Consider the following 24,582-nt stretch of genomic DNA (forward strand, 5'->3'; position numbering starts at 1 on the left):
TAAAGCCTTTACGGAGAGTACGTGAATGCACGCTATGCGTAAGCATAGCATAAGCATCACGCAATCGTCTCCGTAGTTCCAATTTACCAGATTTTCGCTTGAAACGCCTTGCGGTCTTATCCTATATGTTGGCGGCGAAAAGCTCCTGCCAATCGCCGTTTTTCTCAAATGTTATGCAAAGATAGCCAAATTCAGTGAATTACAGGCTATGATTGCTTGAATTTATATTTAAGTCCATACTCTTCAAGTTTGCTGTATAGTGTTGTCCTGCCTATTCCGAGCAGTTCGGCGGCGACACTCCGGTTGCCGTTTGCCTGTTTCAACGCACGCAATATCCGCTCCTTATCCTCCGCGTCATTGCGCAAGGCGAAGCTGACAGTAGAGGTCGGTTTCGTCACGGCAAGTTCCAGATGCTCTTTCATGACAACACCTTCCTGCGCCTGCAATACAGCACCCATAACTTTCTGCCGAAGTTCCCGCACGTTGCCCGGCCATGTGTGGGTCAGTAACGCTTTTCGGGCTTCGGAACTGAAACCGCTCACATTACACTCCAGTTCCTTGTTGGCTATCTCGCGGAAGAACTCCGCAAGCGGCATGATGTCCTCCTTACAGTCACGCAAAGGCGGCACGGTTATCACGAAGTCATGCAAGCGGTAGAGTAAATCCTGTCGGAAACGCTTTTCATTCACCGCTACTTCCAAATCCTCGTTGGTGGCGGCGATGATGCGGACATTGAAACTCCTGTCCGATTTGTCACCAACCGGGCGATACCGCCTCTCTTGTATGGCACGGAGCAACATCTGTTGGGTTTCCAACGCGAGGTTTCCCACCTCGTCCAGAAACAACGTGCCGCCTTCCGCTTCATGGAAATACCCTTTCTTGGTGCTGTCCGCACCTGTAAACGCTCCCTTGACGTGTCCGAAGAATGCCGACGGCGCAAGTTCTTTTGAGAGTGAACCGCAGTCAACCGCCACGAAGGGTTTGCCCGTACGTTTGCTCTTGTCGTGCAGGTGGTGGGCGATATGTTCCTTGCCCGTGCCGTTCTCTCCGAATATCATCACGCTCATGTCGGTTGCTGCTACCAGCCTTATGCGGTGCATGATTTTCTGAAAGGCGGAACCTTCACGGGCGAACACGGGCATACGGGATTGTCCCGCCTGCCGTTCTTTCTGTATGGAACGGAGAAGAGGGACAAGTTTATCCTCCACAAGTTGTTTGGGGATATAGTCTATCGAACCGAGCTTCATGCTTTCCACTGCGGTATGCACTTCGGCATAGTCTGTCATGATAATGAAAGGTTGCATCTTTCCCTCCTTTCGCATCCAGCGCAAGAGGTCTATGCCGTTACCGTCAGGCAGGCGCAGGTCGGCAACCACGATGTCATTATCCGTCGCCTGTTGCAGATGTTTCTTCGCTGTTGACAGGTGGTAAGCCTTCACGGTACGGTAGCCCTCCCGTGACAGCATGTTGCAGACAAACTCGCAGTACACGATGTTGTCTTCCACCACAATTATTTTTGTCTTATCCATTTTCGTATTTTCTCCTTTCCTCTTCTGCCAACCGGATTATTTCCGCTCCCTTGTTCAACACGGCGATCACGGCATGGCTTAACACTTCTTCATCTGGGATTACATCGCTATGAAGCAATCTGTAAAGTTCCCTCAACGGTTGGTCAGCACGGAGTATCTCCCATGAGCTACGCAGGTGGTGTGTCAGGGAATCTAACTTTCGCAGGTCTTTTTCTGTTGCCGCTTCCCGTATTGTCTGCATCTCCTTTTCGGTTTCCGTCATCAACTTTTCCAGCATAACGGCTTCATTGCCGTAGGACAACAAGGCTGAAAAATCCGGTTTCCCGTCCGGTGTTTCTTTTATGGCACACCTGTCGGAAACCTCCATCAACTCCGATATGGAGAACGGCTTGAACAGGCATCCGGCAAAGCCTTTTGCCAATAGTTCCCCTTTGTTACAACTGCCCGAAGCGGTTGCCACAACCACCGGGATTGTTGGTGAATTGCCCACGTTGGACGAACGCAATAGTTCCAGCAATTCGAAACCGTTTATACCGGACATATTCAAGTCTGTCAGCAACAGGCTGTATTCTTTCTGGCGTATCATTTCCATCAGTGCCGCAGCATCGGTGCAAGTGTCGCAGTGTATTCCTTCTTGGGAATACATCTCTTTCAGCATCAGAAGTAATACCTCATCATTGTCAATGGCGACAACATCATGGAATTTATTGTTATGATAAACAGGTGTATTGCTTGTATATCCAAGCTGTTCTTCAGCTTCCTGCATAGAAATTTCAACTGTGAAACGACTGCCTTTCCCTTTCTTGCTGTCCAAACGGATTGTTCCGCCAAGCATCGACACAATATTACGCATTATGGCAAGCCCAAGCCCGAAACCCTCCTTTGCGGCGGCATTTGATAGACGTTCAAACGCACCGAACGCTTGTTTCTGTTCCTCTTCTGTCATGCCTGTACCTGTATCTTCAACGACCAGTGTCAGAACTCCATTGTCATATTCAGTAATCAAAGAAACACCGCCTTCTTCTGTGAACTTGACAGCGTTTGACAGCAGGTTATTCCCGATTTGTATTATTCGCTCTTTGTCGGTCAATACAATGGCATCGTGTCCAGTCTTCACGGACAAGGACAACCCTTTGTTCACGGCAACAGGCATGAACTCCGTTTCAAGTGTGTGCGTGATTGCAGAAATCCGGCAGGGTGACAGACGGGGCTGTTCCTTGCCGTTGTCCAGGCGGAAGAAGTCAAGCAAAGTGTTGAGCATATCCCGCATACGGTCGGAGGATTGCAGTATATTTTGGATATATTGCCCATTATTACCGCTATTGCATTCTTTCCGCAAAAGTTCGGTATAGCCGGTTATTGCCGTCAGTGGTGTACGCAACTCATGGGTAATAGTATGTACCGCTTTCTTTCGGGAGGTTATGAGTACCTCATTTTGTTGCACGGACTGTTCCAATTGCTCGATCAAATCCGTTGTCTTGCGTTTGTATCGTTTAATGTTCTTTGCATCACGGTGTATGATGATATCGGAAATGACCAACAGCAAAAGAACAAATCCCATCAAGCCGCCTATCTGCATAAATGATTTTTTACGCATGGCTGTTATCTCGCTTTCTCTATTTTGTAAATCAGATTGTACCTTCTTTTCGATTTGGCAAATCAATCCTTGCAGTTGTCTGTTAAGTTCTGCATTACGGGCAGCAAGACTATCGGCTTGTTCTGACAATCGACGGCTCTGCGCTTTCTGTTCGTTGACCATGTTTCTATTGGATGAACGGAGCGTAGTCGTTGTTGTCGTTGGCTTCGTTCCCTCTTTTTTGCCGAAGATGCTCAAGAAACCTTTTCGTTTTGGCTTTTTGGACTGTTCCTGCACACTTTTCTGCACAATAACCGGAATTTGATTGGCTATCTTCTTGTTAATAGATTGTTGTTCATCCATTAACCGGACTATCTGGAACATCTGTCGTTCCTTATCCTCTAAAAGACTGCGCACACTATCGATGCGCTCTGCTGGATAGGTGGCCTTGAAACGGCAGAGCATACTGTCCATTGCCATACGCCGTGCATGGTAATGCTCGATATCTTTATCGTTCCATTCCAGTATTGTTTCACCCAATAGAGAAAATTTTATCATTTGAATATTGATATTGTTTATTTCTTTTCGGAGCTCGTCTATTTTTTTATTGCCAAGTTCTAATGCTTCTATCTCCTGCCATTCATAGAGGCTATTATATGCCATACATCCGATAAGAATGGAGATAAGTATATATCCCAACCGTATTGCCTTATAGAAATTTCCTGACCGCTCCATTATTTTGATGACATTGATTTTTGAAACATGAATAAAAGTTTATCTTTTTCGTTCATACGGATATTATCAGAATAATCGCCTTTTGTTATTTGATACCCGCATGGCTTAACCATAAAAACGCCTAAGCCCTTAGTGTATGAACTTACTTCTGAGGCGTAGTCTTTACTTGTATTTAATGGAACTTTCCCTTTAATATGACACCACTCATTATTGCAACTGATGTCTTCAATCTCAGACATCATTTTTTGCAAATCTGTAATAGCTTTGGAACTTGCCGATTGGGGTATCTGCAACTCAAAATAGAGCATCGGTTCGAGGATGTCCACACCTGACTGTTGCAAGGCCAGCCTGAAGACATAAGGGGTCAGCTGTCTGAAATCAGCAGGTGTACTTACCGGGCTATAATACTCGGCTTGAGTAAAAGTTACTTTCAGATCAGTCACTTCCCATCCATGTAAACCAGATTGGCAAGACATACGAATCCCTTCAAAAACGGCATTTTGAAAAGAATGGTTCAGATAACCATAGGAGATGTCACTTTCGATTTGCAACCCTGTCCCTAACGGTAAGGGTTCAATAGTCAGCCCTATTGTGGCCCAATAAGGGTTGGGCGGCACTTCGATCTGAATAATCTTATTCACCTTTTTTATAGGTCGTTCTTTGTAGATAGTCTTGATCTCATCAAAATGGACCTTGACGGAAAATCGTTCTTCCAGCAATGTCTGTATGATTTCCTTTTGTGTCAAACCATATAACGAGATTTCCAATTCATCACTATATGAGTTTATGGAAAAGGACAAAGACGGGTCTTCAATCCACAATGTATTCAGAGCGGATATCACCTTGCTTCTCTCTTCGGGCCTGTCTGGCCGGACGGAGGATTTGAGAGCGGGATGCTGACGAGATAACCCTTGAATCAAACAAGGTTTAGCACCTAAATAATCTCCGATTCGAAAATCTTCCATATCTTCTACAATCGCGATATCATTGGCCCCCACTTCATCAACATTTATCTCTCTGCCCTGATAAATAGTCTTTAGATTTTTAATCTTGATGAATTTTTCCGAATCGTTGATTCTTACAATGTCTCGAAGTCTCAGACTTCCGTCAATTATTTTTAGAAAACTTCTTTTATGTCCTTTGGGGTCATGCTCTATCTTATAGAGATAAGCTGAAAGTCTGTTTGAGACTGATTCTGGAGGAAGTATAAAAGAAGAGATGGCGTCCAACAACTCATTGATACCGATATTGAACATTGCTGATCCATGTAGTACCGGATAGACTTTGGCTTTTGCCACAAGATCGATTATCGTATTCCAATAATCAGCCGGTGAAATTTCGCTATCCGCCAAATATCGTTCTAATATATTGTCGTCATGGTTGCATACAAATTCTTTGTATTCTTCCTTTATATATGTTTGGGAGCAAATCGGATAAACCAATCCATCGACAATAGTTTGCATAAACAGGACATCTTGAGACAGATTTGTTTTTATATCCAGATACAAACGCTCTAAATTCACACCGTCACGGTCAATTTTATTGATAAATATAATTGTCGGGATTTGCAGTTTTTGTAAAGTATTGAACAGCAACTTTGTTTGCGCTTGTATGCCTTCCTTTGCGGATAAGATGAGGACTGCTCCATCAAGCATTTTGAATGTCCGCTCCACTTCCGCAATAAAATCCATGTGTCCCGGAGTGTCAATGATATTGCATTTCACACCATTCCTGATAATAGATGTCGTAGAAGCCCGAACAGTAATTCCTCTACGTTTCTCTATATCCATAGAGTCTGTTATGGTGTCACCATTATCCACACGGCCGCACTTTTCCGTTGCTCCACTGGCAAACAGCAGATTCTCGGTTACGGAAGTTTTTCCTGCATCAATGTGAGCAAGAATTCCTAAATTTATAATATTCATTTGGATTAAGCAATAATATACTACAATAGATGCATTGTCGAAATGCACCTTTTAATACCTCCTCGTAGCATGTGAGAACTACAGGATTACTAACTCGTATTAATATGTATATTATTACTGCCGCATAACGATTACAAAATTACACAAAAAAATATATCTAACAAAAGTGGGAGGATTTTTTAACTTTTTACCATAGACATTTTATTAGGGAAGCGTAGGTTCAACTGGCAAGTACAAATAAGTAGAAATGTTTGAACAACACCGTTTTAGGAAGTTGAAAAATCAAGTTTCTCTCTCGGTATAACGTTTATTTTGGCCAATATCTTCTTTAGTTTGGCATTTGAGTATTTCCCATTCGTGTTCTATTTAGCTCCTTATTATGAGTATGTAGCAAGTTGCTTATCAAATTCAGCCTCTTTGAGGGTCAAATATGGTTTTGCAAATGGTGACTGACAAGACATAAACAAGGTCAGCAGGATTTTTTACATAAATGAACATGAATGTATATAACCTAAAATAAGAATAAATTTTAATAAGGGCTGCCCAAAAAGAAAAAAATGCAGTTGCCATCCTACAGATACTTGCAGAAAGGATAAAATTTACTTTTAGACCTTTTGGGATAGCCCTTATTAATACTTCAGATAAAATTCCTAAGGTTATATTTTCAATCCTTTGGACCGGGTTTCCTCCTTGGCATACAGTCCTGGACGCCCGATTATGACATGGTTGGCAACGATACTATCCGCCGGACTGCGTATCTGCGGCGGTGCATTTTCGGGATATTGCACCTGCCTGTTCCGCACATCTTCCGCTTCCGGTTTGACCTGTTGCCCCTCGTTCTCCTTTTCGGCGACTTCGGGCGTGGGCGGCGCAAGCTCCAGCTGTATCTTGCGGTCAAGGGCGGCAAGTTCGGACTTCAACTGCTTCAACTCGTCCTCCTTCTTCCACACCTTGCCAGCTATCTCCTGCAACTGCGGTATCTCCCTTTTCAGTACCTCGTTCTTCGCCTTATACTGGTCGATGATTGAGGGTATCCTCTCAATCGCGTTGAGGAAATTGCGGGCGGCAGCCAACGGGTCAGCCAGCGCCAGATGCCCGTTGTTGTAGGTGTACTTGTAGTTTCCCTCTATCACGAAACGGTTGTCGGTAAACTCCAATCCCTCTTTGAGTATCCTTTCGCTCACCACCTTTATCGGAAAACCGTAAAGCTCTCCGACCTGCGTGTAAAGCCCGCCCGTAGTGGCGTTTTTCGCTATCTCCTGCAAACGCTTTCCGATAACCTTCTCATCGGCGGAATCCACACCGTCCACCTTAATTATATTAAGGCGGTTGCCCTCCTTGTCGGTCTGCACCACCGACAGGAAGCGGTTCCAGTCCTCCGTCATGGCATCTATGAAAGCCGTGTTGTTGCGCAACTCGCCGGTCTTTGACTCCAGCTTGAACTCCGAATCACGCTTGCCCTTGTTGAACGACTTGCGTTCCCCTTCGAGCGATGCGATCCGCTTCTCCAGTTTCGCCTTATCCAAAAGGTCGGTGTTGCCGGATAACAACGCCATGTACTCCGAGAAGTTCATGCCCGATTTCTCGTCCATTGCCCCCTCGTCGATGGTACGCGCCCCCATAGCACCGCTTTTGAGCTGCGAGATGAAAGTTTGCTTGCAGTGCAGGAGGTTGAACTTGTAGCTGTCCAGTGACTTCTCCACCGCGTAGATGATTACATCCACGTTGTTCCCGGCGAAATGCTTGGCAATCTCATTTCCTGCCCTAACTCCGCGTCCGTCACGCTGTTGCAGGTCGGATGGCCGCCACGGTGTGTCCAAATGATGGATTGCCACACACCTTTTCTGCGCATTCACACCCGTTCCGAGCATGGAGGTGGAGCCGAACAGCACACGCACCGTTCCGGCATTCATGGCGTCTATCACCGCCTTCCGCGCCTTGTCGGTCTTGCACTCCTGAATGAAGCGCACCTCGCTTGGCGGTATGCCGTAGTCCTCCGTCAGCTTGCGCTTGATTTCCGAATAGACGTTCCACCCATCGCCCGGCTGATATGTCCCCAAGTCCGAGAAAACGAACTGCGTTCCCTTTTGCGCGTCGTATTTTTGATAATAAATTCAATCTCTCAAAAATAGTTTATATAATGATTTGAAAATCAGATTGTTGAAAATTTCACGATTTTAATTAAGGAACAAACAAGAAACAAAATCGTTAATTAAAGGTATTTCCCAATTTTTTGTTTTCACTCTGTTTCTTTCTTTGCACTTGCTTATAATCGGGACTTCTTGAACAGCTTCCCACCAGATTTTTTTCGTCCGATGGTTGCATGTGAGCTTCCAAGAACCACTGCAGCCAAAAGAAAAAAGCAAGTATTCTTTAGTTCATACAAAGATAAGGAAAAACTTATAGGCAGGCAAATTTGGCTGCCTAAATATAGTTTACTTTGATTTAGCATATATATAGGCTAATGGACTAAACTAAACCTTTTCCCGAACTTCGTAAAACACTCCGGTCCCATTGTACAGCCAAAAGAAAAAAACATTCCACGTCATATTTTTCTTTTCGCTGCAACCCCCTTTTTATAAACCATCAACCTTTTACACGAGATCTTCTCTTCCCTGTGTTCGCACATCCGCTTTCGGGCTGCCTGATATGAATTGTGTCGCAAAGGTACTTGTCATGTCTTTCTTGTATGCAAGGTCAAAGCCTAACGGTTCACGACAAAATCTCCACCCTCCGTTCCGCACGGGTAGTATTTAATCGTGAAACCTTGCATAAAGAGCCATGACACCTTTTGAAGCGACATAATTAAATCAAGCCCGAAAGTAGCTGGATGCTACAAGAGGGAAAAAAGAAAACTTAAAATTCAAAGTTATGGCAAACTACGCAACAAACATTTTCCACGCAAGTACGGAAAACAAACAAGACCTCAATAAGATAGAGGCATTTCTGGACGATAATTTCAACGGCTTTGTCAACCGGTATGGCGACACGGTAGATGCCGAATTTGATTCCCGCTGGGAATACCCGGAAAAAGCAATCAACGAATTAATAGCCTTATTGGCAGCCAAAGACAAAATCTATATCCGCATACTGACATACGAGTTAGAGGACGAATACGTGAGCTTTCGGATATTCTCGCAAGGTAAATGGAACATTAAGTTATCCTAAACCTAAACACAATTCACTATGTACGAATACGAAGAAGATAGCGATATTATCGGTTTGTCCTGCACGTTGCTCAATCCATATAAAGGTTACATGGAAGGCACAATCGTGGGCGACTATGGCAATACCATAGTTGTCCGCCTTGAAAGCGGCAAGGAAATTTCAGAATACCGTGATGAAGTGATTATCCATGATTAAACGATAGCAAACGTATGACACAGATAGCAACAAAATTCGTCAAATGGGACATTCCCGAACTGGCGACATTGCAGGACAGCAAGGTTTACAAATTGCGGGTACACCTGAACAACGGAGGCAAGTTAAACCGGGAAGAAAAGAACTGGATTACCCGTAACGTATGGGAAAGTATCTATTTCAAACGTGGAATTGCCTTGAGCGGTTATCACTTTGACTTTTCCGACATCCTCAAACGGTATTTCGTCAAACAGCACGGAAGTATTCACGAGTATTATGCGATTGACAAAACAGCGTTACGCTCGATACTGTACGGCAGAATAGAGGATATTGTAGAAGTAAGCGGTTAAAACAACAAGGATATGGGAGAATACAAATTTTATCAAGACCGTAAGGTTACAAGTTGGGAACGGGATTATTTCAGTGTGAAAGCGGACAGTTATGAAGAAGCCGAGGCAATCGTCCGCTCATGGAACTGTGAGGACGTGTCGAACATCATTGACAACCGTCTTTGCTATGAAGAGTGGCAAGCATTGACCGATACATCGGAATCTATGCTCCCCGAAGAAAACGACGGCAACCCGACAATAGAAATTTTCAATCAAGACGGAGAATCAATAATGACTAATGTACCCGAAACACCTCAATCAAACCAATAGAACCATGAACGTAACAATCGAACACGTCTTTTGCCGCTATAGCGATGAAGCGGAAGAAATCTATTTCCGAATCATGAACACGATTCTTTTTGCAACTGACGAAACCGAACTTCGGGCAAGTATGGAACGCTTGAAGAACGAAACCACGCTCGACGACTATTTCATATTCGGATACGGAGCACACCATATCTGGATAAAGCAACGGCGACCGAGCGATAAAAACAGGATTTTCAAACATCGGATTATGGTAGCCCATTTCTGACAGGAACAGGCAAAAGACCTCCAATGCGCTTTGCGGGCTGAACCGGAACTACCAGCTTCAGCCCGTTCCTCTTTCTCGCAATAGACATGCTGGCACAATCCCCCTTTTATCCTCACGATCAATTTTTATACTGCCCCGGAATACCCGTTTATATTTCTCTTTTCGCTGCAAACCCTTTTTATCGCCCATCAACCTTTTACACGAGACCTTCTCTTCCCTGTGTTCGCACATCGCTTTCGGGCTGCCTGATATAAATTGTGTCGCAAAGGTACTTGTCATGCCGTTCTTGTATGCAAGGTCAAAGCCTGACGGTTCACGACAAAATCTCCACCCTCCGCTTCGCACGGGTAGTATTTAATCGTGAAACCTTGCATAAAGAGCTATGACACCTTTCGAGGCGACATAATTAAATCAGGCCCGAAAGTAGCAGGTGCTACAAGAGGGAAAAAGAAAACTCAAAATTTTATAGGTTATGACAAACGATGTAACAAATTCAAATGGAAGAGTAACGGTAGACGAAGTAATACACAGGGATTCGGTTTTCAGATACCAACTGTTAGACCGCTTACGGTCAGACTGCGAGTATTACCTCAATTACGGTAACAGACACCCCAAAACCTTATGGGCTGGCGACGAAAAATTGCAAATTGAGTTTATGATAAAACTGCATGATAGCTTCAAGGAGGGAGAAAAACCGGAGTGGCTTACGATGGATAAAATTTTGGAATACAGTAAGAGAATGATAGCTCAAGAAGAATAAAATTACTACTAAGGAACAGACTAAAAATGTGATATTATGGCATGGTTGGCAGTAAATAAAGACGGAACAGAATGGATTATGCCCGAAAAGCCCGTTCGGGGCCGGTGTGGGCATTGGGAGTATTTGGAAGAAGTGTACAATGTACCAATCGAGATAGAACTCCCCAAAGGGACTGTTTACAAACTTCTCGGCAAAGAACTGACATGGGATGACGAGCCGGTAGAATTACAGACCAAAACAGAAAAAAGGTAAATGTAGTACGGGCTGGAGTACCAGTTTCAGCCCGGTTACACCGGCTAAAATCTAAAACAGATACGCGGGTGCGATACCCTCTTTTATTTCCGAACAGACACTCATACCGTTTCCTTCGGAAATACCCCTTTATACATTTCGGCTGCGCCATATCCTTTTATATCGAACGGCCACTCATGCAAAGGCGGCTTCTCCGCTTTGTTTCAAGGCAGACTTCGGCCATTTTTCCTTTACCTCTTCTTTCCCTCATTTCTCTTGCCGGATAGAGACAGCGATATCGATACGTCGCACACGCCTTTTGCCGGATCTTCGTCCGATAGTATTTTCCACGATGCAGCGTATATGGTTGTTAAACGGTATATCGTTCTTGCCGCTTCAACCCCAAACAGCCGATACACTTTCTCGCCTGATGTTCTTCCCGCCCACCTGCCGGAACGGGAGCGGTCTTGTGTCGGTGGACGGACAGGTCTTTCATGTTTCCGAGTCCGCTGCGGATTGTTTCGCCTCGACTTTTTCGCGACCGCTTTCTATTTGAAGTCGCCATATCGTTTTTCGTTGCAAAGTTAGTATGCAGACGGGCGCGACCCGATGGTCTTGACCAATGGCGTATCGCACAAATCTTCCTTTATCGGGCTTGCGGTTTGGGGCTTCGCCTCCAAAATAAAGAGTATTTATGCGCTATCCTTGGTGCAGCCCTTTACTGCACCTACTTTTATGCACCGTAAAACTGATTTATTAACTTCAAAAAGCAATCGCAATGAAAAAGATCGAGAACAATTTCGCAGTAACCGGATTCGTGGCAAAAGATGCCGAAGTCCGTCAGTTCACCACCACAAGTGTCGCACGTTTCCCGCTGGCAGTGGCCCGTCAGGAGAAGAACGGCGAAGATACCAAGCGTATATCCGCTTTCATGAACATTGAAGCGTGGCGCAAGAACGAGAATACCGGGTCGTTCGACCAGCTCACCAAGGGCACGCTGCTTACCGTGGAGGGCTATTTTAAACCCGAAGAATGGACCGACAAAGACGGCGTGCTGCACAACCGCATCGTGACGGTTGCAGTCAAATTTTATCCGGCTGTCGATAAAGAGGAGGAAGTTCCTGCGGAACCGGCAAAGAAACCGAAGAAGGGCAAGAAGTAATTCCTGCCTTTTTGAGACAAAGCGGCCCGAAGGCCGCTTTTGTTTTGCTCGTTACCGTTCCGGAACGTCTATACTTTTATACTCCTTCATACTCCACACGAAGAGTCCGCCGTCGTCCATTGATTTTCCCGTGCAAAGTTAAGGCGGTCGGGAACCGGCAAGGCGCGGCTTCATTTGAGGTTAACAACCATCAACTCGCAAGCTCGTCAATACTTGTTCAACACAAATGAAATCGTCCATAGGACTATCCGCTTCCTCCTTGCCTTGTTTCCCTTCTGTCCGCCTTGTGGTCCGCACGTAAAATCAAATCCCGCCGGACGAGGGAAACCCTCCGAAGGCAGGGATAAAAAAACAAAAGTCAAACTTAAAATTCAAGACGTATGAAACAGATGATTTGGTCAAGCTATGACCTGTTGGACGAAACGGCAAAAGAATACTATCAAAATTCACAACGGGAAATATTGGACGATGACTGTTACGAGGTCAGCGATGAAGAATGGGCAGAAGAAGTATATCGCTGGCTGGACGACGAACGGAGCAACCTGAATAAAGAAGTGGACGGCATTATTGTCGTGTTCGGCAACTTGGGATTATGGAACGGCCGGAGACAAGGCTATCAAATATTGGGCAGCACCATTGCCGATATTTTGAAATCCCAGTGCGACGATGCAGAATGGTACGGCGACGGCTATAACATTCGCGGACGGATGGGCCATCATGACGGTACGAACTACACCTTGTATCGTATCGCCAAAGACCGTGATGAAGCGGAGCGTATCGCCGATAAGATTTACAACCGTGAAATCGACGAAGAAGGTTTCCGCCGGAGAACACGTTCCCTCTATCCGTATGTAGCCGCCGTGTACGGCTGGAAAACAAGGCAGCGCAAGCCGGACAAGGCCGCATAAAATGCTGTCCACAAAATACCGCAACGCATCCGCCAGAGATGGTTGCGGTATCCTTTATCGAATGGGCGAAACACAGAACCGTCTCCTTTTATAATCAGCTCCATTCCTTTTTATCACTACTCACGGAGCAATATCCGCCTTTTATACCGACCCCGGTCTTTCGTATATCTCCCGTCTTTTCTTCTTTCCATCACCGGTTTGGTTTTACCAGATGCAAAGGTAGGCCGTCGCACTTGATCCGGTGGCTTGAAGTGCATTTCTTGCAAAATTCTTCCTTACCGGGGTAAGAGTAATTTTCCAAGGAAAGCCACCGTATGAAGTTTTCCCGACAGCCGTGTACCGCATCCGTAAAACCCCAAAGCGGTTCAGGAAGAAAGAACCGACAAAAGGGAAAATAAGTATTAACAATTTCAAAAAACTAAGATTATGCCTAATCATGTGACAAACCGTTTAGAAATAAACGCAGACCGGGAAACAGTACAAAAAGTAATGAATTTCTTAAAAGGTAAAACCGATGATGACAATACGCCTTGTTACATCGACTTCAACAACATCATTCCTATGCCTGAAGAACTGTTGATAGAAAAAAGCAGCAGTGGAGATTTGGGTATGAAATACCTTGAAGCAATGCAGTTGAAGCCATTCTATTTTTTATTGGACGATGATGCTTTGAGAACCATTCAATGGATAGAAGGATTGGCGGAAAAGGACAGAAAAGAAGCGCTGCAACTTGGAGCATCGTATTTGGAAAATCGGAAAAAGTACGGTTATCCCACTTGGTACGAGTGGTCTACCGCCACATGGGGTACAAAATGGAATGCCTATCACCAAGACTTTGAAGAGCCGAACATACTTTGGTTCGATACGGCATGGAATGGAGTGCCACTGCTTATCCAAAAACTTTCCGAGATATTTCCGGATGTGGAATTCCATTACGCCTATGCGGACGAAGACTTAGGTTTCAATACGGGAAGAGGAACAGCCCGCAATGGAGAAATCAACATGACGATACCCGAAGGTAGAAGCAACGAAGCCTTTGAAATCATGTTTTTTGTGAAACCGGGAATGGACGAATATTTTGAACTGACGGACGAAGGTTACAAATGGGTTTCCTAAACATTCGGTACAGATAATGACCGGTGCAGGTTCGGGATACATTGACAATGGATGTGTCCTGAATCCTTTTGCCGGAATTCCCCCTTTATATCTTCATGGCTCTTTCCCTTTTATCGAAACGCGGTCCGTTCCCCTTTGTACCGTGACTATCCAGCCGGAAAGTAATCCTTTTATAACATTTTAGCTTCCCCCGTTTTATCCTCCTTACAGCCGTTTCCCAACACTCCATGCCGAAAGCCCGCTTATTTTTTCTGCAAAGTTCGATTGCCGCTTGTCTGTCCTGTCAAGAACCGCTTACGCTTGCTGTCGAAAAATCTTCCTCCCCGACTTTGTTGGAGAGTGTATTTTTCGCAGCCTTCTTGCCTGGACCGACCGTCAATCCTATAGGCAGAAAAATAATCAACCTTTCGGTACAGGATTGTACCAAAGGGAAAAACAAAAAATAGTTCAAACTTAAAATTTAGAGCGTATGACATTTAAAGAATTTATGCAAGAGAACGGTTATGAGTTACAAACAACCTTTTGGGAAGACTTCTCAATAGCGGACAGATTTGGGTTGGCGGCTGTTTTGGACACTTTCAACCGGGCTTTCAGGGAGTGGAAAGGGGACTATAAGTTCTTGACGGAACTGACATTGGTACTTAACCATAAGATATGGCAATACTATGAAAACAGACCGGATATGGCGGTACTTTACAATACTCTTTGGGAACAAGCCGACCAATACGCCAAAGAGAATCTGAAAGGGAACGAGTTAAGCTATTACTGGGAGGTGACGGATTAAATATATAATACCCTCGCATGATATAAAGAAAAAGAGGCAGTTCTAAAAGCCTCTTTTCTTTATAGGTTAACTTCTAATTCTTTTCCACCAGATAAACAAAAATACGCATTCTGGAGCTGGTGTAAGTATTCTATGCGGTGTCCGCTTACCGTATATTCATTAGCATGAGTGGTAATGTAATATACAGTTTGATCATCCCAGTCTTGTGTAATCTCCATTTCATCATTGTCAAATGTATAATCGTCAAGCTGATTAAAACCGCATTGCAAAACCAATTTTTCAGTAAGTAATATTGGCTGAATGTCTCCATTTGTTTTATACGGAGGTTCTCCCCATTTATAAACAACGGATATATTCTCTTTTCTCAACTTAGGATCATAATCCAATGCACAAACCAAAGATGGTTTACCTTTATAAGCAACGTAATTGCCAACTCTCAATTCTTTAATCATAACAATTCTGTATTATCTTTTAGACTAAAAACTTAATCCCTCTTAAATCGCTAATAGATACAAATCTACAAAATAAAATGAAACTTTTACACGTCCTTTATTTTCCCTCTTTTACGGCATTCAGGAATACTTTTGCCGGTTTGAAGGCGGGGATGGAATGAGCCGGAATCACAATAGTTGTGTTCTTTGATATGTTACGGGCCACCTTCTCTGCCCTTTGCTTGATAATGAAGCTACCGAAACCCCGCAGGAACACTTCGTTCCCGGCAATCATCGCATCTTTTACATTCTCCATGAATGCCTCGACCACGGTCATTACGACCTCTTTCTCTATTCCGGTCTGCTGTGCAATCCGGCTAACAATTTCTGCTTTTGTCATATATAAGAATTAAATAGCAATGTACAAAAATGCAACTTTTTTTGGATAAGTCAAATCTTTGGCCCACCTTTGCGGCGAAATAACGCAAAGGACATTTTATAATCCTCATCGGAGGGCTATGGAAGCCGGATAAGATGACTGGGTAAAACCATCGTCTTATCCGGCTTCCGTCGTTTTCTGCCGGAAGTAAACCATATAATATAAAATACAAAGACGTATGAAAGAAAAAGTGATTGATTTTGGGAATGAGAGAGTTTCCGTTCTGTTTAAGAAACTGTTTTTCCCCACTCTGTTGGGAATGTTGAGTATGTCGGCGGTAACGACTATCGACGGGATTTTCGTGGGACACGGCGTGGGCAGCGACGGGATTGCAGCTGTAAATATCTGCGTCCCTCTACTGATGTCACTCATGGGTGTTGGACTGATGATGGGGGCAGGTTGTTCCGTAATCGCTTCCATTTACTTGTCGAAAGGAAAAACCGTTTTGGCACGTGCGACCATCACCCAAGCCATGCTTTTCGTGACGCTCATATCCGTAACCGTCGGAGGATTCATTCTGGCGTTTCCCGAAGAAACCGCCCGTATGCTTGGCTCGTCGGAGCATTTGCTGCCGCTGGTTGTCGATTATCTGGTCTGGTTTTCCCCGTCTCTGCTGTTCGAGTTGTGGATTGCCGTCGCCTTGTTTGCCATGCGCCTGGACGGCGCTCCGAAACTCGCCATGTGGTGCAGCATCATAGCCGCAGCGGTGAATGTCGTTCTCGACTGGCTGTTCATCTTCCCGCTGGGCTGGGGAGTGATGGGGGCGGCATTTGCTACCTCCCTGAGTTGTTTGGCCGGGGCAGCGGTGGCGATGGGTTACTTGTTGTTCTATGCCCGTGACACTCGTTTGCATTCTCTTCGTCCGGGTAGAAAAAAGATTTTATTCTTCTTCCATGATATAGGAATGCAGTGTAAGATAGGATCATCCGCCTTGTTAGGCGAATTGACAATGGCGATATTGCTGTTCATCGGCAACCAGGTATTCATGCGCCATTTGGGAGATGACGGAGTAGGTGCTTTCGGAGTAAGCTGTTATTATCTCCCGTTCGTCTTCATGATAGGTAACGCCATTGCCCAATCTGCCCAGCCTATTATCAGTTACAATTTCGGCACAGGAAGCACGGAAAGAGTTCGTTCCGCCTTACGCGTTTCCGTGTTTGCGGCATTAGTTTGCGGAGTCATTTCTACTGCCGCCTTTATCCTGTTTCCTGAATTGCTTGTCGGACTATTCTTGCGCATTGACAATACTGCCGCACGCATAGCGATAGAAGGATTCCCTTATTATGGCACGGGGTTCATCTTCTTTATTTTGAACCTCTCCATTATCGGATATTATCAGAGCATGGAACAAGTAAAGCCGGCCATCACATTTGCTGTCTTGCGCGGACTTGTTTTTCTGGTTCCGTGCTTCATGGCATTACCTGCCATAATGGGAGTAAAAGGAATTTGGCTCGCCTTACCGTTGTCTGAAATTCTGACGACTTTAGTGATTGTCGTTACATTTTGGATATATTCCCGGCAACGTGCCATAATTTGCAGGTAATTTTTTCGGATTTAGGTTCCATGTAAAATGCCGCTATCAAAAAAGTTTAAAGATTGGTAGCGGCATTCTGAGCAGTTATCCGGAATAAAAATTCCGCCAAATGCATGATGTATTAATAAACATTAATGGGTCGTAAGCAATAATTCGTTATCAAAACTGTACATTTGCATAGCATATTATATACATATAACAATAAATATATTATAATTTATGGATAAATACATCATTGGCGAGAACGCTGGTAAAGTTTGGCGTTTATTGAATAGTGACCATCTCCGTAAATGGGAATTTTCAGAGATAAAGAAAATTACAGGGATGGATGATGCCGAGTTGGGTAGTGCTATTGGCTGGTTGGCCCGTGAAGATAAGGTACAATTCGAACTTGAACATCATAACAGTAAGGACGAAAAGGCATACTTGTATCTTATGTTGAATGTATATATTTGACTCCTTCCTATAATGCTGAAAAAAGAAAGAAACCATGCTGATGAAAAACATGATTTCTTTCTTTTCGTTTGGTATAGAACACAATGACGGGACACTTCCATCAATGAGAGACCGAGTTGGAGAAGACATTGATGACGACCACTCCGGCAATAATCAGGACCAGCCCGATGATGGCAGCCAGGTCGAGGTGCTGTTTGAAAACGAAAAAGCCGATAAGCGCGATAAGAATGATACCCACTCCCGACCAAATGGCGTAAGCTATGCCTACCGGAATGCTCTTCAGTACGACACTCAAGCAATAGAAAGCCGCCGCGTACCCCAGAACGGTCAATACGGACGGAACGAGTTTGGTAAACTGTTCGCTCTGTTTCAAGAAAGAAGTGGCTACAGTTTCAAAAACGATAGCCAAAAACAAGATAAGGTAAGTTTTCATTTATCTACATTCATCTTTTGATTTATACGAATCATATTCCGACTCCTGACACGAAAGAACCGGCAAGACAATGCCGCCGTTGCCTCATACGTGTTACTGGTCACGCCGGTAGTCGCTCTTGCTAAAACCGCCGAACACCGCTTTCAGAAGTTTACCCACTACCCAGAACACAACGATTATCAATATTACTTCCATACTACGTTTTTATTTAACCTGTATTAATAAATTAAACATCTGCTGTTTGTTACCAAGAGTGCGAATCCCTTTCAATCTTGTTTTCCGACAGTTAAACCGTTTATAAGCGGTAGTTGCCGCCGCCCTTTTCGTTTTACGGGTTATTCTTCCGCCGGACTGTCGTCCTTTTTCTTTTTCCGGGTTCCCAAGGGGCCGCTGAATTTCCCCCTGTTGAGTTTTACCCCATGCCTGTGGAGCACGCTGAATACCGAACTCCGACTGCTGTACCCGCTTACCGCCATGATGTCCTCGAATGAATGGCCGTTGACATACATGTCAACAATAGTATTTTCCTTGTCGGCCTTATCCATAGCCTTCATCGTTTTCTTCGGAATCTTCGCGTTCTGTTGCAGGTTCAAGACACGTGCGGACGAATATCGCAGTATCGCCACCTCTTCGGGAAGCGCCCCGAACATCTCCAGCACATCGGCAACCGTCGTTTCGGGAAACAGTTTACCCCGTGAGTCGATCCGGTCATGGATGGATATGATGCGTACCACCTTGATACGGCACAACTCAATGAAAGCCGACAGTTCGCGCGACCCTCGGAGGGCATTGCTGAATTTGGCCACCACTACCTCGTCACCCCTTTCGAGGCTCGCCACAAGCTGTTTCCATTTAGGCCGTAGCGCCTCGCTTTCGACCGGTTCCTCTATCACTTGTACACAGCCGTACTTCTGCATCCATTCTTTGTCAGCCTCGAACCCGTCGTAACGATCCGCCTTAAATATGTAACCTACTTTTGCCATCTCATTGTACACTTCTATGATAACAAGTACAAATATAACAGTTTTATTTTAAACTAAACCATACTTTGAACGGAAAATCGAATAAAGCACTTAAATCTCCCGTTTTTTTCACTTGTTTTCATTGAAAATCAAACTATTAAGTGTAATGTTAAAAATAGCTTATAAAACAAATTTCAACACTTGCCATCTTGAAAATAATACTTAGATTTGCGCTGTAAAATTCAAAATTGAACAATGAATAGTAGAAAATCATACTTAAAAATCATACTTCCCATTGCTGGACTTTCTGCCGCTTCGATTGCCGTTTTCACATTCCCGTCATGCGACAGTCCGAACGGCAAATCACTGGCGGAACCCCAAGACACGCCTGCCGGTCTGTACAGAGAGTACCTCTCCGAGATACGCAAGTCCCAAGAACTTTCCTTTGAAGAGCTGACTGTATGTATCGGGGAATGGCAAACCTTGAAAGATTCCGTGGCTGCAGCCATTCGGCAGGACACGGCCCGTCAGGCCCATTCCGGCACACGGGAAGAATGTCGTCTGTTACACGACTCCATTTGCTCGGAACTTTCCCGGTTGGCCCTGTCGAAACCGCGCACCTACAAGGAAGTGTTGAGCTTAAAAGAGCGGTTCTCTCCCTATGCCGGAGACGTGGAACTACACCGTTCCGCCGAGGAGATCCGCCCGTTTTTCGCAGCGCTGGATAAACGGCCTGCCTACCGTGGCAACAAGGAGCAAACGCTGTCGGCATATCGTAAGTTGCTTGCCGGAACCCTGAACAACGGCATACACGACAGTCGTGACCTCAAGAGATTCATCGAGAAAGAAGACGCCGTTTTTCGCGCTTTTCTGTCCGGTCTGCACGATTCCGGCAGTGCAAACATGGCCGACATTACCCGCGACACGGAGAAGTGCTGTTCCGAGGTGTTTCTCGCTGCCGGACGCAAAGAGATTACCTACAAGGAGGCCCTGATATACATGGCCCTGCGTGCCGACCGCCGACTGATACAGAACGTGCGTACCTGTCTCGACGACATACATCGGGGCGAAATCGCGACACCCGAACAGGCGCACGCCTACATCTGGATGATACTCCAGCCCTACGCTTCCTTGGACGGCCTCTGTATGACGCTTCTTTCCCCAGAGGATAAGAAAGCCCTCGACCGGATTGCGACCGAAACACCCGGCGCTTTCGAGACACTGCGTAAAATCCTGTCGTCAGAGAACAACCGGTTGGACGAGCTGCCCGGTATGCTCATGGAGATATTCATCGCCTCTTTGTAAAAGCCTATTCATAAAATAAACGATATATGATTATGTTACGACACTTTCTGGATGACTTCATGTCGTTCGTACCCCTGCAAATGCCGCAGCTTCTCAATGTGGCGACAATGGAGGAGCCGCAGTTTTACGGCGACTACGTTCTGCTCACGTTCCCGTTGCGGGACCCCTATGATTTGGAGGAGGTCATGGACATATTCGAGGACGACATGGAGCTGATCACGCTCTACCACCATGTGCCGGTCGGATTGGAAAAATCCGGTCATAGCACCTGTGCCTACTCCAATCCCGCTTTCGGACAAATGTTCAAGATGAACGCCCGGACAGACGCGGACGGTAAGGTAAACCGCGTCATCGCGACCGTTTACGATTCGTTGGAACTGATGTACGGCGACCTGTCTCTCGACTTGAAACTCCACACCGGAAACGGCAGCTTCAAGTACAAGAAGGAGCTGGAAGACGTGCTGTTGGATTTCATGTAAAACAGTTCCTATGCGAAACACGATATATCGCCAGATGATTTTCTGCATCGACACATACCGCACATGGATAGAGGTGGCCGATGACAACCTCTACAAGGAGCACGTCATTCCGAGGAACAACCGGACCGATTTCCTGGTTTCCCGCACGCTGGTACTGCGTGCTTGCAAACCGCATGGCACATACGACCGGGGCATGACGTGGACGATTCCGGAGCATGATCTGGACGCGGCACTGGCTACATACCGCAAGCAGAACGGCATATTCAAGTCCCGGATGAAGAAAGGCGCATCGTCCCTGACAGCTGAAGACACCGAGAACATTATCCGCTTGGCCACCCACGGGATTGTCCGCTTGGAACTCGTGGTACGGCCCGTTCACATACCTTCAAAACCCTATTACCTGTTATGACTTGGATTATATTACAGTTTGTGTTTCTTGCAATGCCTGTCGTCCTTCCGGCACTGTTGTACAGGAGCAGACGTTACTTCATGGCAAAATTCTACGATAAAATGATATGGAGCGAAAAGGCCCGCAGGTTGTACACCCATGTGCTGCTTATCGTATTGCTCCTCTTCCATTATGTCTATACGAGCGGACACCCCGGCGAGTTCGGTGTTGTGCCATCCACCATTGTGTGTGCCGCATGGGCCTCTTTCCGGCGGGCGGACCGATGGATGCGCTGTTTGCTCGACCGGCCGAAACGTTTCGTCTGGTTTGCGCTCTTGGCATTGGTCATCGGCTTCGTGCCGCATCTGTACACGATGTCCGTAACCATCGCCTTTATTCTTTTGGCTGCCCTGTTCTACCCGTCGGCAAGGGTCATGTCCGAAAGGACAGACATGCGCAAATTCCTCGAATGGCTGGAATATCCCGGAGCATTAGCCGACAGTTATCATAGTATCATCACGCAAGACTGCCATGATAATGCGGATAATGGCAGTCCATACAATCCGCACGATATGAATCATCAAAAACAGAACGAAAATGAGAAATAGAAATGAAGCACCCGCCACCATACTGGCCAACACGGAAGTGTTCGACTATCTGAAAGAAAAAGTCGGCGAGCGGAAAACAAGAACAGAAGCCTACTGCGACCTGTTGGATAAATCGCTGGCAGGTTTCGTCTCCCCGTTTTTAAGGAAACAAGACTACGACCTCGGTCCCTGCCAGTGCCATGTGACCGTTTCCGACCTTGCATCCGAGTGGCATTGGCACCGCGCCACCGTCCGCTCGTTTCTGGACACGCTCGAAGCATTCGGGCAGTTGGAACGTATCCGGCTGGCGAAAAGCGTCATCATTACCATGCACCTGCGAATCGGCACGCCTGACATGCCGGACAGTGGGCAGAAAGAAACGGACTTTGCCACAAGAATACAAGGAATATTGTACGATTGGGTGATTGGCAAAGCAACTTCTTTCGATGTCGGCAAATCATGCGGACAAATCATGCGTCAGACCTTGGCGGAGATAACCGGACAGGACAGCCGGGCCTATCCGGACAACCATTCCGGCACGACATCCGTGCATACCCTCCGATCAGAAGAACAATTGCGTGAGACCGTTTTGGAGTGTATCGCCCATGCCGCCCTATGGCGGGTTCTGCGCAAGTCGAGATTCGACGACGGCTCACCGCTCGTGCAGTTCTTCCGGTCCGATCTCGGTGGGGAATGGGCGGCGTTCATCGAAGCCTCGAAAGAGCTTGCAGAGCTTGTTATCGACGGAAAGCCGGATGGAACGGATTTCGGTATGGACGAAGAGACGGAACGCCTCGAATCGCTTCGTAAACCCTTTCTATCGCTTTTAGCGAAGGCGCAGGAAGAAAGTTGAACAGGGATTCGCAGACAAAGATTGTATAACCACGGGCAATTCTCCCCGGTTCAGGTTCAAATATCCTTCCAGTTATAGCAGGCATCCGGGCTTGCCCGTCTGCCACTGAACAAAGGGAAGGGGGAGCCTAATACCCCGACCGACATTCGTCGGTGGGAAGGGTGTCCGTACAAGCAGCAAGCTGGGGACACGGGGGATTGTCCGAAATAACACGGAAGCAGTATGGCAAATGCAAAACAGGTTCTTGACGTTCAAGTGTCGAAAGGAATCACCGCCGCCCAAGGCAACGAACATCTGCGCAATCGCAGCAAAGAGGCAGAGAAGTACGCCATGAGTAAGGGCAACTACGATCCCACTCGCAAACATCTGAACTTCGAGATTGCGTCCGGAGGCAAGATACGCCCTATTGACACGAGCCGTAATATCCCGGAACGGATGGCGGACATATTGGGCCGTCGCGGAATAAAGGACCCCAACGAGGGACTGATCGAACCGAAATACCGCACGGTGGTAAACATCATCTTTGGAGGTTCGCGGGAGCGGATGCACGAACTCGCATTCGGTACGCAGAAGGTGGATTTTGAAAAAGGTGCGGACAATACCAGCATCAAAAGGAAGAGCGACATCGAACGTTGGGCAAAGGATGTCTATTCATTCGTTTGTGGCAGATACGGAGAGCAGAATGTTGCCGCCTTCATTGTACACCTCGACGAGTTGAATCCGCACGTGCATTGCACGCTTCTGCCAATCAAAGACGGGAAGTTTGCGTACAAGGAGATATTCGCCGGAAAGGACAAGTTCGAATATAGTGCGAGAATGAAACAGCTCCATACGGACTTTTTCGCCGAGGTCAACACGAAATGGGGAATGGCGAGAGGCCGGAGCGTCGCCGAGACCGGCGCACGGCACAGGACGACGGAAGAATACCGCCGTATGCTCTCGGAAGAGTGTACAACTATCGAGGAGAATATTGACCGCCACCAAAAAGTGCTTTCCGATCTTCATTCGGATATACGGCTGGCAGAGCGCAGGGTAAAGGGTCTCACTTCAATGGTGGAAAACCTGCGACGAGAGAAATCCGAAAAGGAGGCCCAACTGGCAGCACTCGAAAATGACATGAACTCCCGAAAAGACGATGCCTTGGCCATATCCGCCGAGAAAGAGAAACTCGAAAAAGAACTGGTCGCTATCCAAGGGAAACTGGCAGACAAACAGGAGAAGTTACAGACTGCCGACCGACAGCTTTCCGACCTCAAAGAGAATATGGATGCCATTCAGGAACGCACGGAACAGCTTAAGGAAGAAGCCTACGAATACACCCGTGATGTACATTCCAAAGTGGACAGCCTGCTCAAGGATGCCATGCTGGAAAACATGGTCGATGAGTGGCGGGAACTGTCGGCACGTATGAAGCCCTCCGAACGGCAACTGTTCGATGGCACCCTCGTGCGCTCCGTGGCAGAACAAGGCACGGAAGTCATGCACTGCGCCACACTGTTGTTCCTCGGCATGGTCGATGATGCCACTACATTTGCCGAAACACGTGGCGGAGGTGGTGGCGGCAGTGACCTCAAATGGGGACGCGATGACGACGAGGACAACCGGGCATGGGCGCTCCGCTGCATGAGAATGGCGAGCCGCATGATGCGTCCGGCCATCGGCAAAAAGCCCAAACGATAAATGGCAAAGATTGCCTGAAAACTGAATA

27 protein-coding genes and 1 pseudogene are annotated in these 24,582 nt (G+C 46.2%); 19 read left to right on the forward strand and 9 right to left on the reverse strand.

Annotation, left to right across the window (positions count from 1 at the left end; translation table 11 throughout):
• Positions 1–206 precede the first annotated feature (206 nt).
• The 4 genes and pseudogenes from KG118_RS00780 to KG118_RS00795 form a co-directional block, all read right to left on the reverse strand.
• Positions 207–1,529 (reverse strand): sigma-54-dependent transcriptional regulator, encoded by a 1,323-nt coding sequence (locus tag KG118_RS00780; protein WP_004371709.1) that lies wholly within the window; start codon positions 1,527–1,529, stop codon positions 207–209.
• Positions 1,522–3,840 carry a hybrid sensor histidine kinase/response regulator gene (locus KG118_RS00785; RefSeq protein WP_004371708.1) on the reverse strand — a complete coding sequence of 773 codons (2,319 nt, stop codon included), beginning with the start codon at positions 3,838–3,840 and terminating at the stop codon, positions 1,522–1,524. Before KG118_RS00785 ends, KG118_RS00780 begins: the two co-directional genes overlap by 8 nt.
• Entirely contained in the window at positions 3,840–5,765 is a 1,926-nt protein-coding gene (gene tet(Q) / locus KG118_RS00790; protein ID WP_004371707.1) for a tetracycline resistance ribosomal protection protein Tet(Q), read from the reverse strand. The genes KG118_RS00785 and tet(Q) overlap by 1 nt, the downstream gene beginning before the upstream one ends.
• Positions 5,766–6,421: 656 nt before the next feature.
• Positions 6,422–7,876, reverse strand: a pseudogene (locus tag KG118_RS00795) (helicase-related protein); the annotation flags it as partial.
• A gap of 760 nt (positions 7,877–8,636) precedes the next feature.
• Here KG118_RS00795 and KG118_RS00800 point away from each other — a divergent pair.
• The 7 genes from KG118_RS00800 (at position 8,637) to KG118_RS00830 (ending at position 11,058) form a co-directional block, all read left to right on the forward strand.
• Positions 8,637–8,933 (forward strand): hypothetical protein, encoded by a 297-nt coding sequence (locus KG118_RS00800; RefSeq protein ID WP_007571905.1) that lies wholly within the window; start codon positions 8,637–8,639, stop codon positions 8,931–8,933.
• 18 nt (positions 8,934–8,951) lie between these two features.
• A complete protein-coding gene (locus tag KG118_RS00805; protein ID WP_007571908.1) occupies positions 8,952–9,128 on the forward strand; it encodes a hypothetical protein in 177 nt (58 codons plus the stop codon).
• Positions 9,129–9,142: 14 nt separating this feature from the next.
• Positions 9,143–9,475, forward strand: coding sequence for a hypothetical protein (locus KG118_RS00810; RefSeq protein ID WP_007571909.1), 333 nt, complete (start codon positions 9,143–9,145; stop codon positions 9,473–9,475).
• Positions 9,476–9,487: 12 nt separating this feature from the next.
• The gene (locus tag KG118_RS00815; protein ID WP_007571910.1) at positions 9,488–9,784 is read left to right on the forward strand and encodes a hypothetical protein; all 297 of its coding nucleotides are present in this window, start codon (positions 9,488–9,490) and stop codon (positions 9,782–9,784) included.
• A gap of 4 nt (positions 9,785–9,788) precedes the next feature.
• On the forward strand, positions 9,789–10,046 hold the full coding sequence (locus KG118_RS00820; RefSeq protein WP_007571911.1) for a hypothetical protein: 258 nt from the start codon (positions 9,789–9,791) through the stop codon (positions 10,044–10,046).
• A 472-nt stretch (positions 10,047–10,518) separates the two neighbouring features.
• A complete protein-coding gene (locus KG118_RS00825; RefSeq protein ID WP_007571918.1) occupies positions 10,519–10,806 on the forward strand; it encodes an LPD11 domain-containing protein in 288 nt (95 codons plus the stop codon).
• A 36-nt stretch (positions 10,807–10,842) separates the two neighbouring features.
• Entirely contained in the window at positions 10,843–11,058 is a 216-nt protein-coding gene (locus KG118_RS00830) for a thioredoxin domain-containing protein (protein ID WP_007571920.1), read from the forward strand.
• A gap of 349 nt (positions 11,059–11,407) precedes the next feature.
• On the opposite strand, the gene KG118_RS00835 is transcribed toward KG118_RS00830, so the two are convergent.
• Positions 11,408–11,602, reverse strand: a complete 195-nt coding sequence (locus tag KG118_RS00835; RefSeq protein WP_080715528.1) for a hypothetical protein — start codon at positions 11,600–11,602, stop codon at positions 11,408–11,410.
• A 213-nt stretch (positions 11,603–11,815) separates the two neighbouring features.
• Here KG118_RS00835 and KG118_RS00840 point away from each other — a divergent pair, with 213 nt between their 5' ends.
• The 4 genes from KG118_RS00840 to KG118_RS00855 all read left to right on the forward strand — a co-directional run bounded on the left by KG118_RS00840 (position 11,816) and on the right by KG118_RS00855 (position 15,007).
• Positions 11,816–12,199 carry a single-stranded DNA-binding protein gene (locus KG118_RS00840; protein WP_007571923.1) on the forward strand — a complete coding sequence of 128 codons (384 nt, stop codon included), beginning with the start codon at positions 11,816–11,818 and terminating at the stop codon, positions 12,197–12,199.
• 380 nt (positions 12,200–12,579) lie between these two features.
• Entirely contained in the window at positions 12,580–13,107 is a 528-nt protein-coding gene (locus tag KG118_RS00845) for a hypothetical protein (RefSeq protein ID WP_007571928.1), read from the forward strand.
• Positions 13,108–13,533: 426 nt separating this feature from the next.
• Positions 13,534–14,223 (forward strand): DUF1281 family ferredoxin-like fold protein, encoded by a 690-nt coding sequence (locus KG118_RS00850; RefSeq protein ID WP_007571930.1) that lies wholly within the window; start codon positions 13,534–13,536, stop codon positions 14,221–14,223.
• Between the two features lie 469 nt (positions 14,224–14,692).
• On the forward strand, positions 14,693–15,007 hold the full coding sequence (locus KG118_RS00855) for a hypothetical protein (RefSeq protein WP_007571936.1): 315 nt from the start codon (positions 14,693–14,695) through the stop codon (positions 15,005–15,007).
• Positions 15,008–15,066: 59 nt separating this feature from the next.
• Here KG118_RS00855 and KG118_RS00860 read toward each other — a convergent pair whose 3' ends face one another.
• A complete protein-coding gene (locus KG118_RS00860; protein WP_007571940.1) occupies positions 15,067–15,459 on the reverse strand; it encodes a hypothetical protein in 393 nt (130 codons plus the stop codon).
• 97 nt (positions 15,460–15,556) lie between these two features.
• The gene (locus KG118_RS00865; protein ID WP_007571941.1) at positions 15,557–15,838 is read right to left on the reverse strand and encodes an HU family DNA-binding protein; all 282 of its coding nucleotides are present in this window, start codon (positions 15,836–15,838) and stop codon (positions 15,557–15,559) included.
• Positions 15,839–16,055: 217 nt separating this feature from the next.
• Between KG118_RS00865 and KG118_RS00870 the strand changes: the two genes are divergently transcribed.
• The gene (locus tag KG118_RS00870; protein ID WP_007571943.1) at positions 16,056–17,420 is read left to right on the forward strand and encodes an MATE family efflux transporter; all 1,365 of its coding nucleotides are present in this window, start codon (positions 16,056–16,058) and stop codon (positions 17,418–17,420) included.
• A gap of 210 nt (positions 17,421–17,630) precedes the next feature.
• On the forward strand, positions 17,631–17,867 hold the full coding sequence (locus KG118_RS00875; RefSeq protein ID WP_007571944.1) for a winged helix-turn-helix domain-containing protein: 237 nt from the start codon (positions 17,631–17,633) through the stop codon (positions 17,865–17,867).
• Positions 17,868–17,967: 100 nt separating this feature from the next.
• Here the strand turns inward: KG118_RS00875 and KG118_RS00880 are convergent, their stop codons facing one another.
• On the reverse strand, positions 17,968–18,300 hold the full coding sequence (locus tag KG118_RS00880; protein ID WP_008654963.1) for a DMT family transporter: 333 nt from the start codon (positions 18,298–18,300) through the stop codon (positions 17,968–17,970).
• A 335-nt stretch (positions 18,301–18,635) separates the two neighbouring features.
• On the reverse strand, positions 18,636–19,283 hold the full coding sequence (locus tag KG118_RS00885) for a recombinase family protein (RefSeq protein WP_007571946.1): 648 nt from the start codon (positions 19,281–19,283) through the stop codon (positions 18,636–18,638).
• A gap of 234 nt (positions 19,284–19,517) precedes the next feature.
• Here KG118_RS00885 and KG118_RS00890 point away from each other — a divergent pair, with 234 nt between their 5' ends.
• From KG118_RS00890 to mobV, 6 genes are all read left to right on the forward strand, one after another.
• On the forward strand, positions 19,518–20,567 hold the full coding sequence (locus KG118_RS00890; RefSeq protein ID WP_007571947.1) for a hypothetical protein: 1,050 nt from the start codon (positions 19,518–19,520) through the stop codon (positions 20,565–20,567).
• A 26-nt stretch (positions 20,568–20,593) separates the two neighbouring features.
• The gene (locus KG118_RS00895) at positions 20,594–21,046 is read left to right on the forward strand and encodes a hypothetical protein (protein WP_007571948.1); all 453 of its coding nucleotides are present in this window, start codon (positions 20,594–20,596) and stop codon (positions 21,044–21,046) included.
• A 10-nt stretch (positions 21,047–21,056) separates the two neighbouring features.
• Entirely contained in the window at positions 21,057–21,455 is a 399-nt protein-coding gene (locus tag KG118_RS00900) for a hypothetical protein (RefSeq protein WP_171059043.1), read from the forward strand.
• The gene (locus tag KG118_RS00905; protein WP_007571950.1) at positions 21,452–22,042 is read left to right on the forward strand and encodes a hypothetical protein; all 591 of its coding nucleotides are present in this window, start codon (positions 21,452–21,454) and stop codon (positions 22,040–22,042) included. The genes KG118_RS00900 and KG118_RS00905 overlap by 4 nt, the downstream gene beginning before the upstream one ends.
• Entirely contained in the window at positions 22,032–22,874 is an 843-nt protein-coding gene (locus KG118_RS00910; protein WP_008654966.1) for a hypothetical protein, read from the forward strand. Before KG118_RS00905 ends, KG118_RS00910 begins: the two co-directional genes overlap by 11 nt.
• Positions 22,875–23,096: 222 nt before the next feature.
• Positions 23,097–24,554 carry a MobV family relaxase gene (mobV, locus tag KG118_RS00915; RefSeq protein WP_007571955.1) on the forward strand — a complete coding sequence of 486 codons (1,458 nt, stop codon included), beginning with the start codon at positions 23,097–23,099 and terminating at the stop codon, positions 24,552–24,554.
• Positions 24,555–24,582: the final 28 nt, after the last annotated feature.

Source organism: Bacteroides propionicigenes, assembly GCF_018390535.1.
Taxonomy (GTDB): Bacteria; Bacteroidota; Bacteroidia; order Bacteroidales; family Bacteroidaceae; genus Bacteroides; species Bacteroides propionicigenes.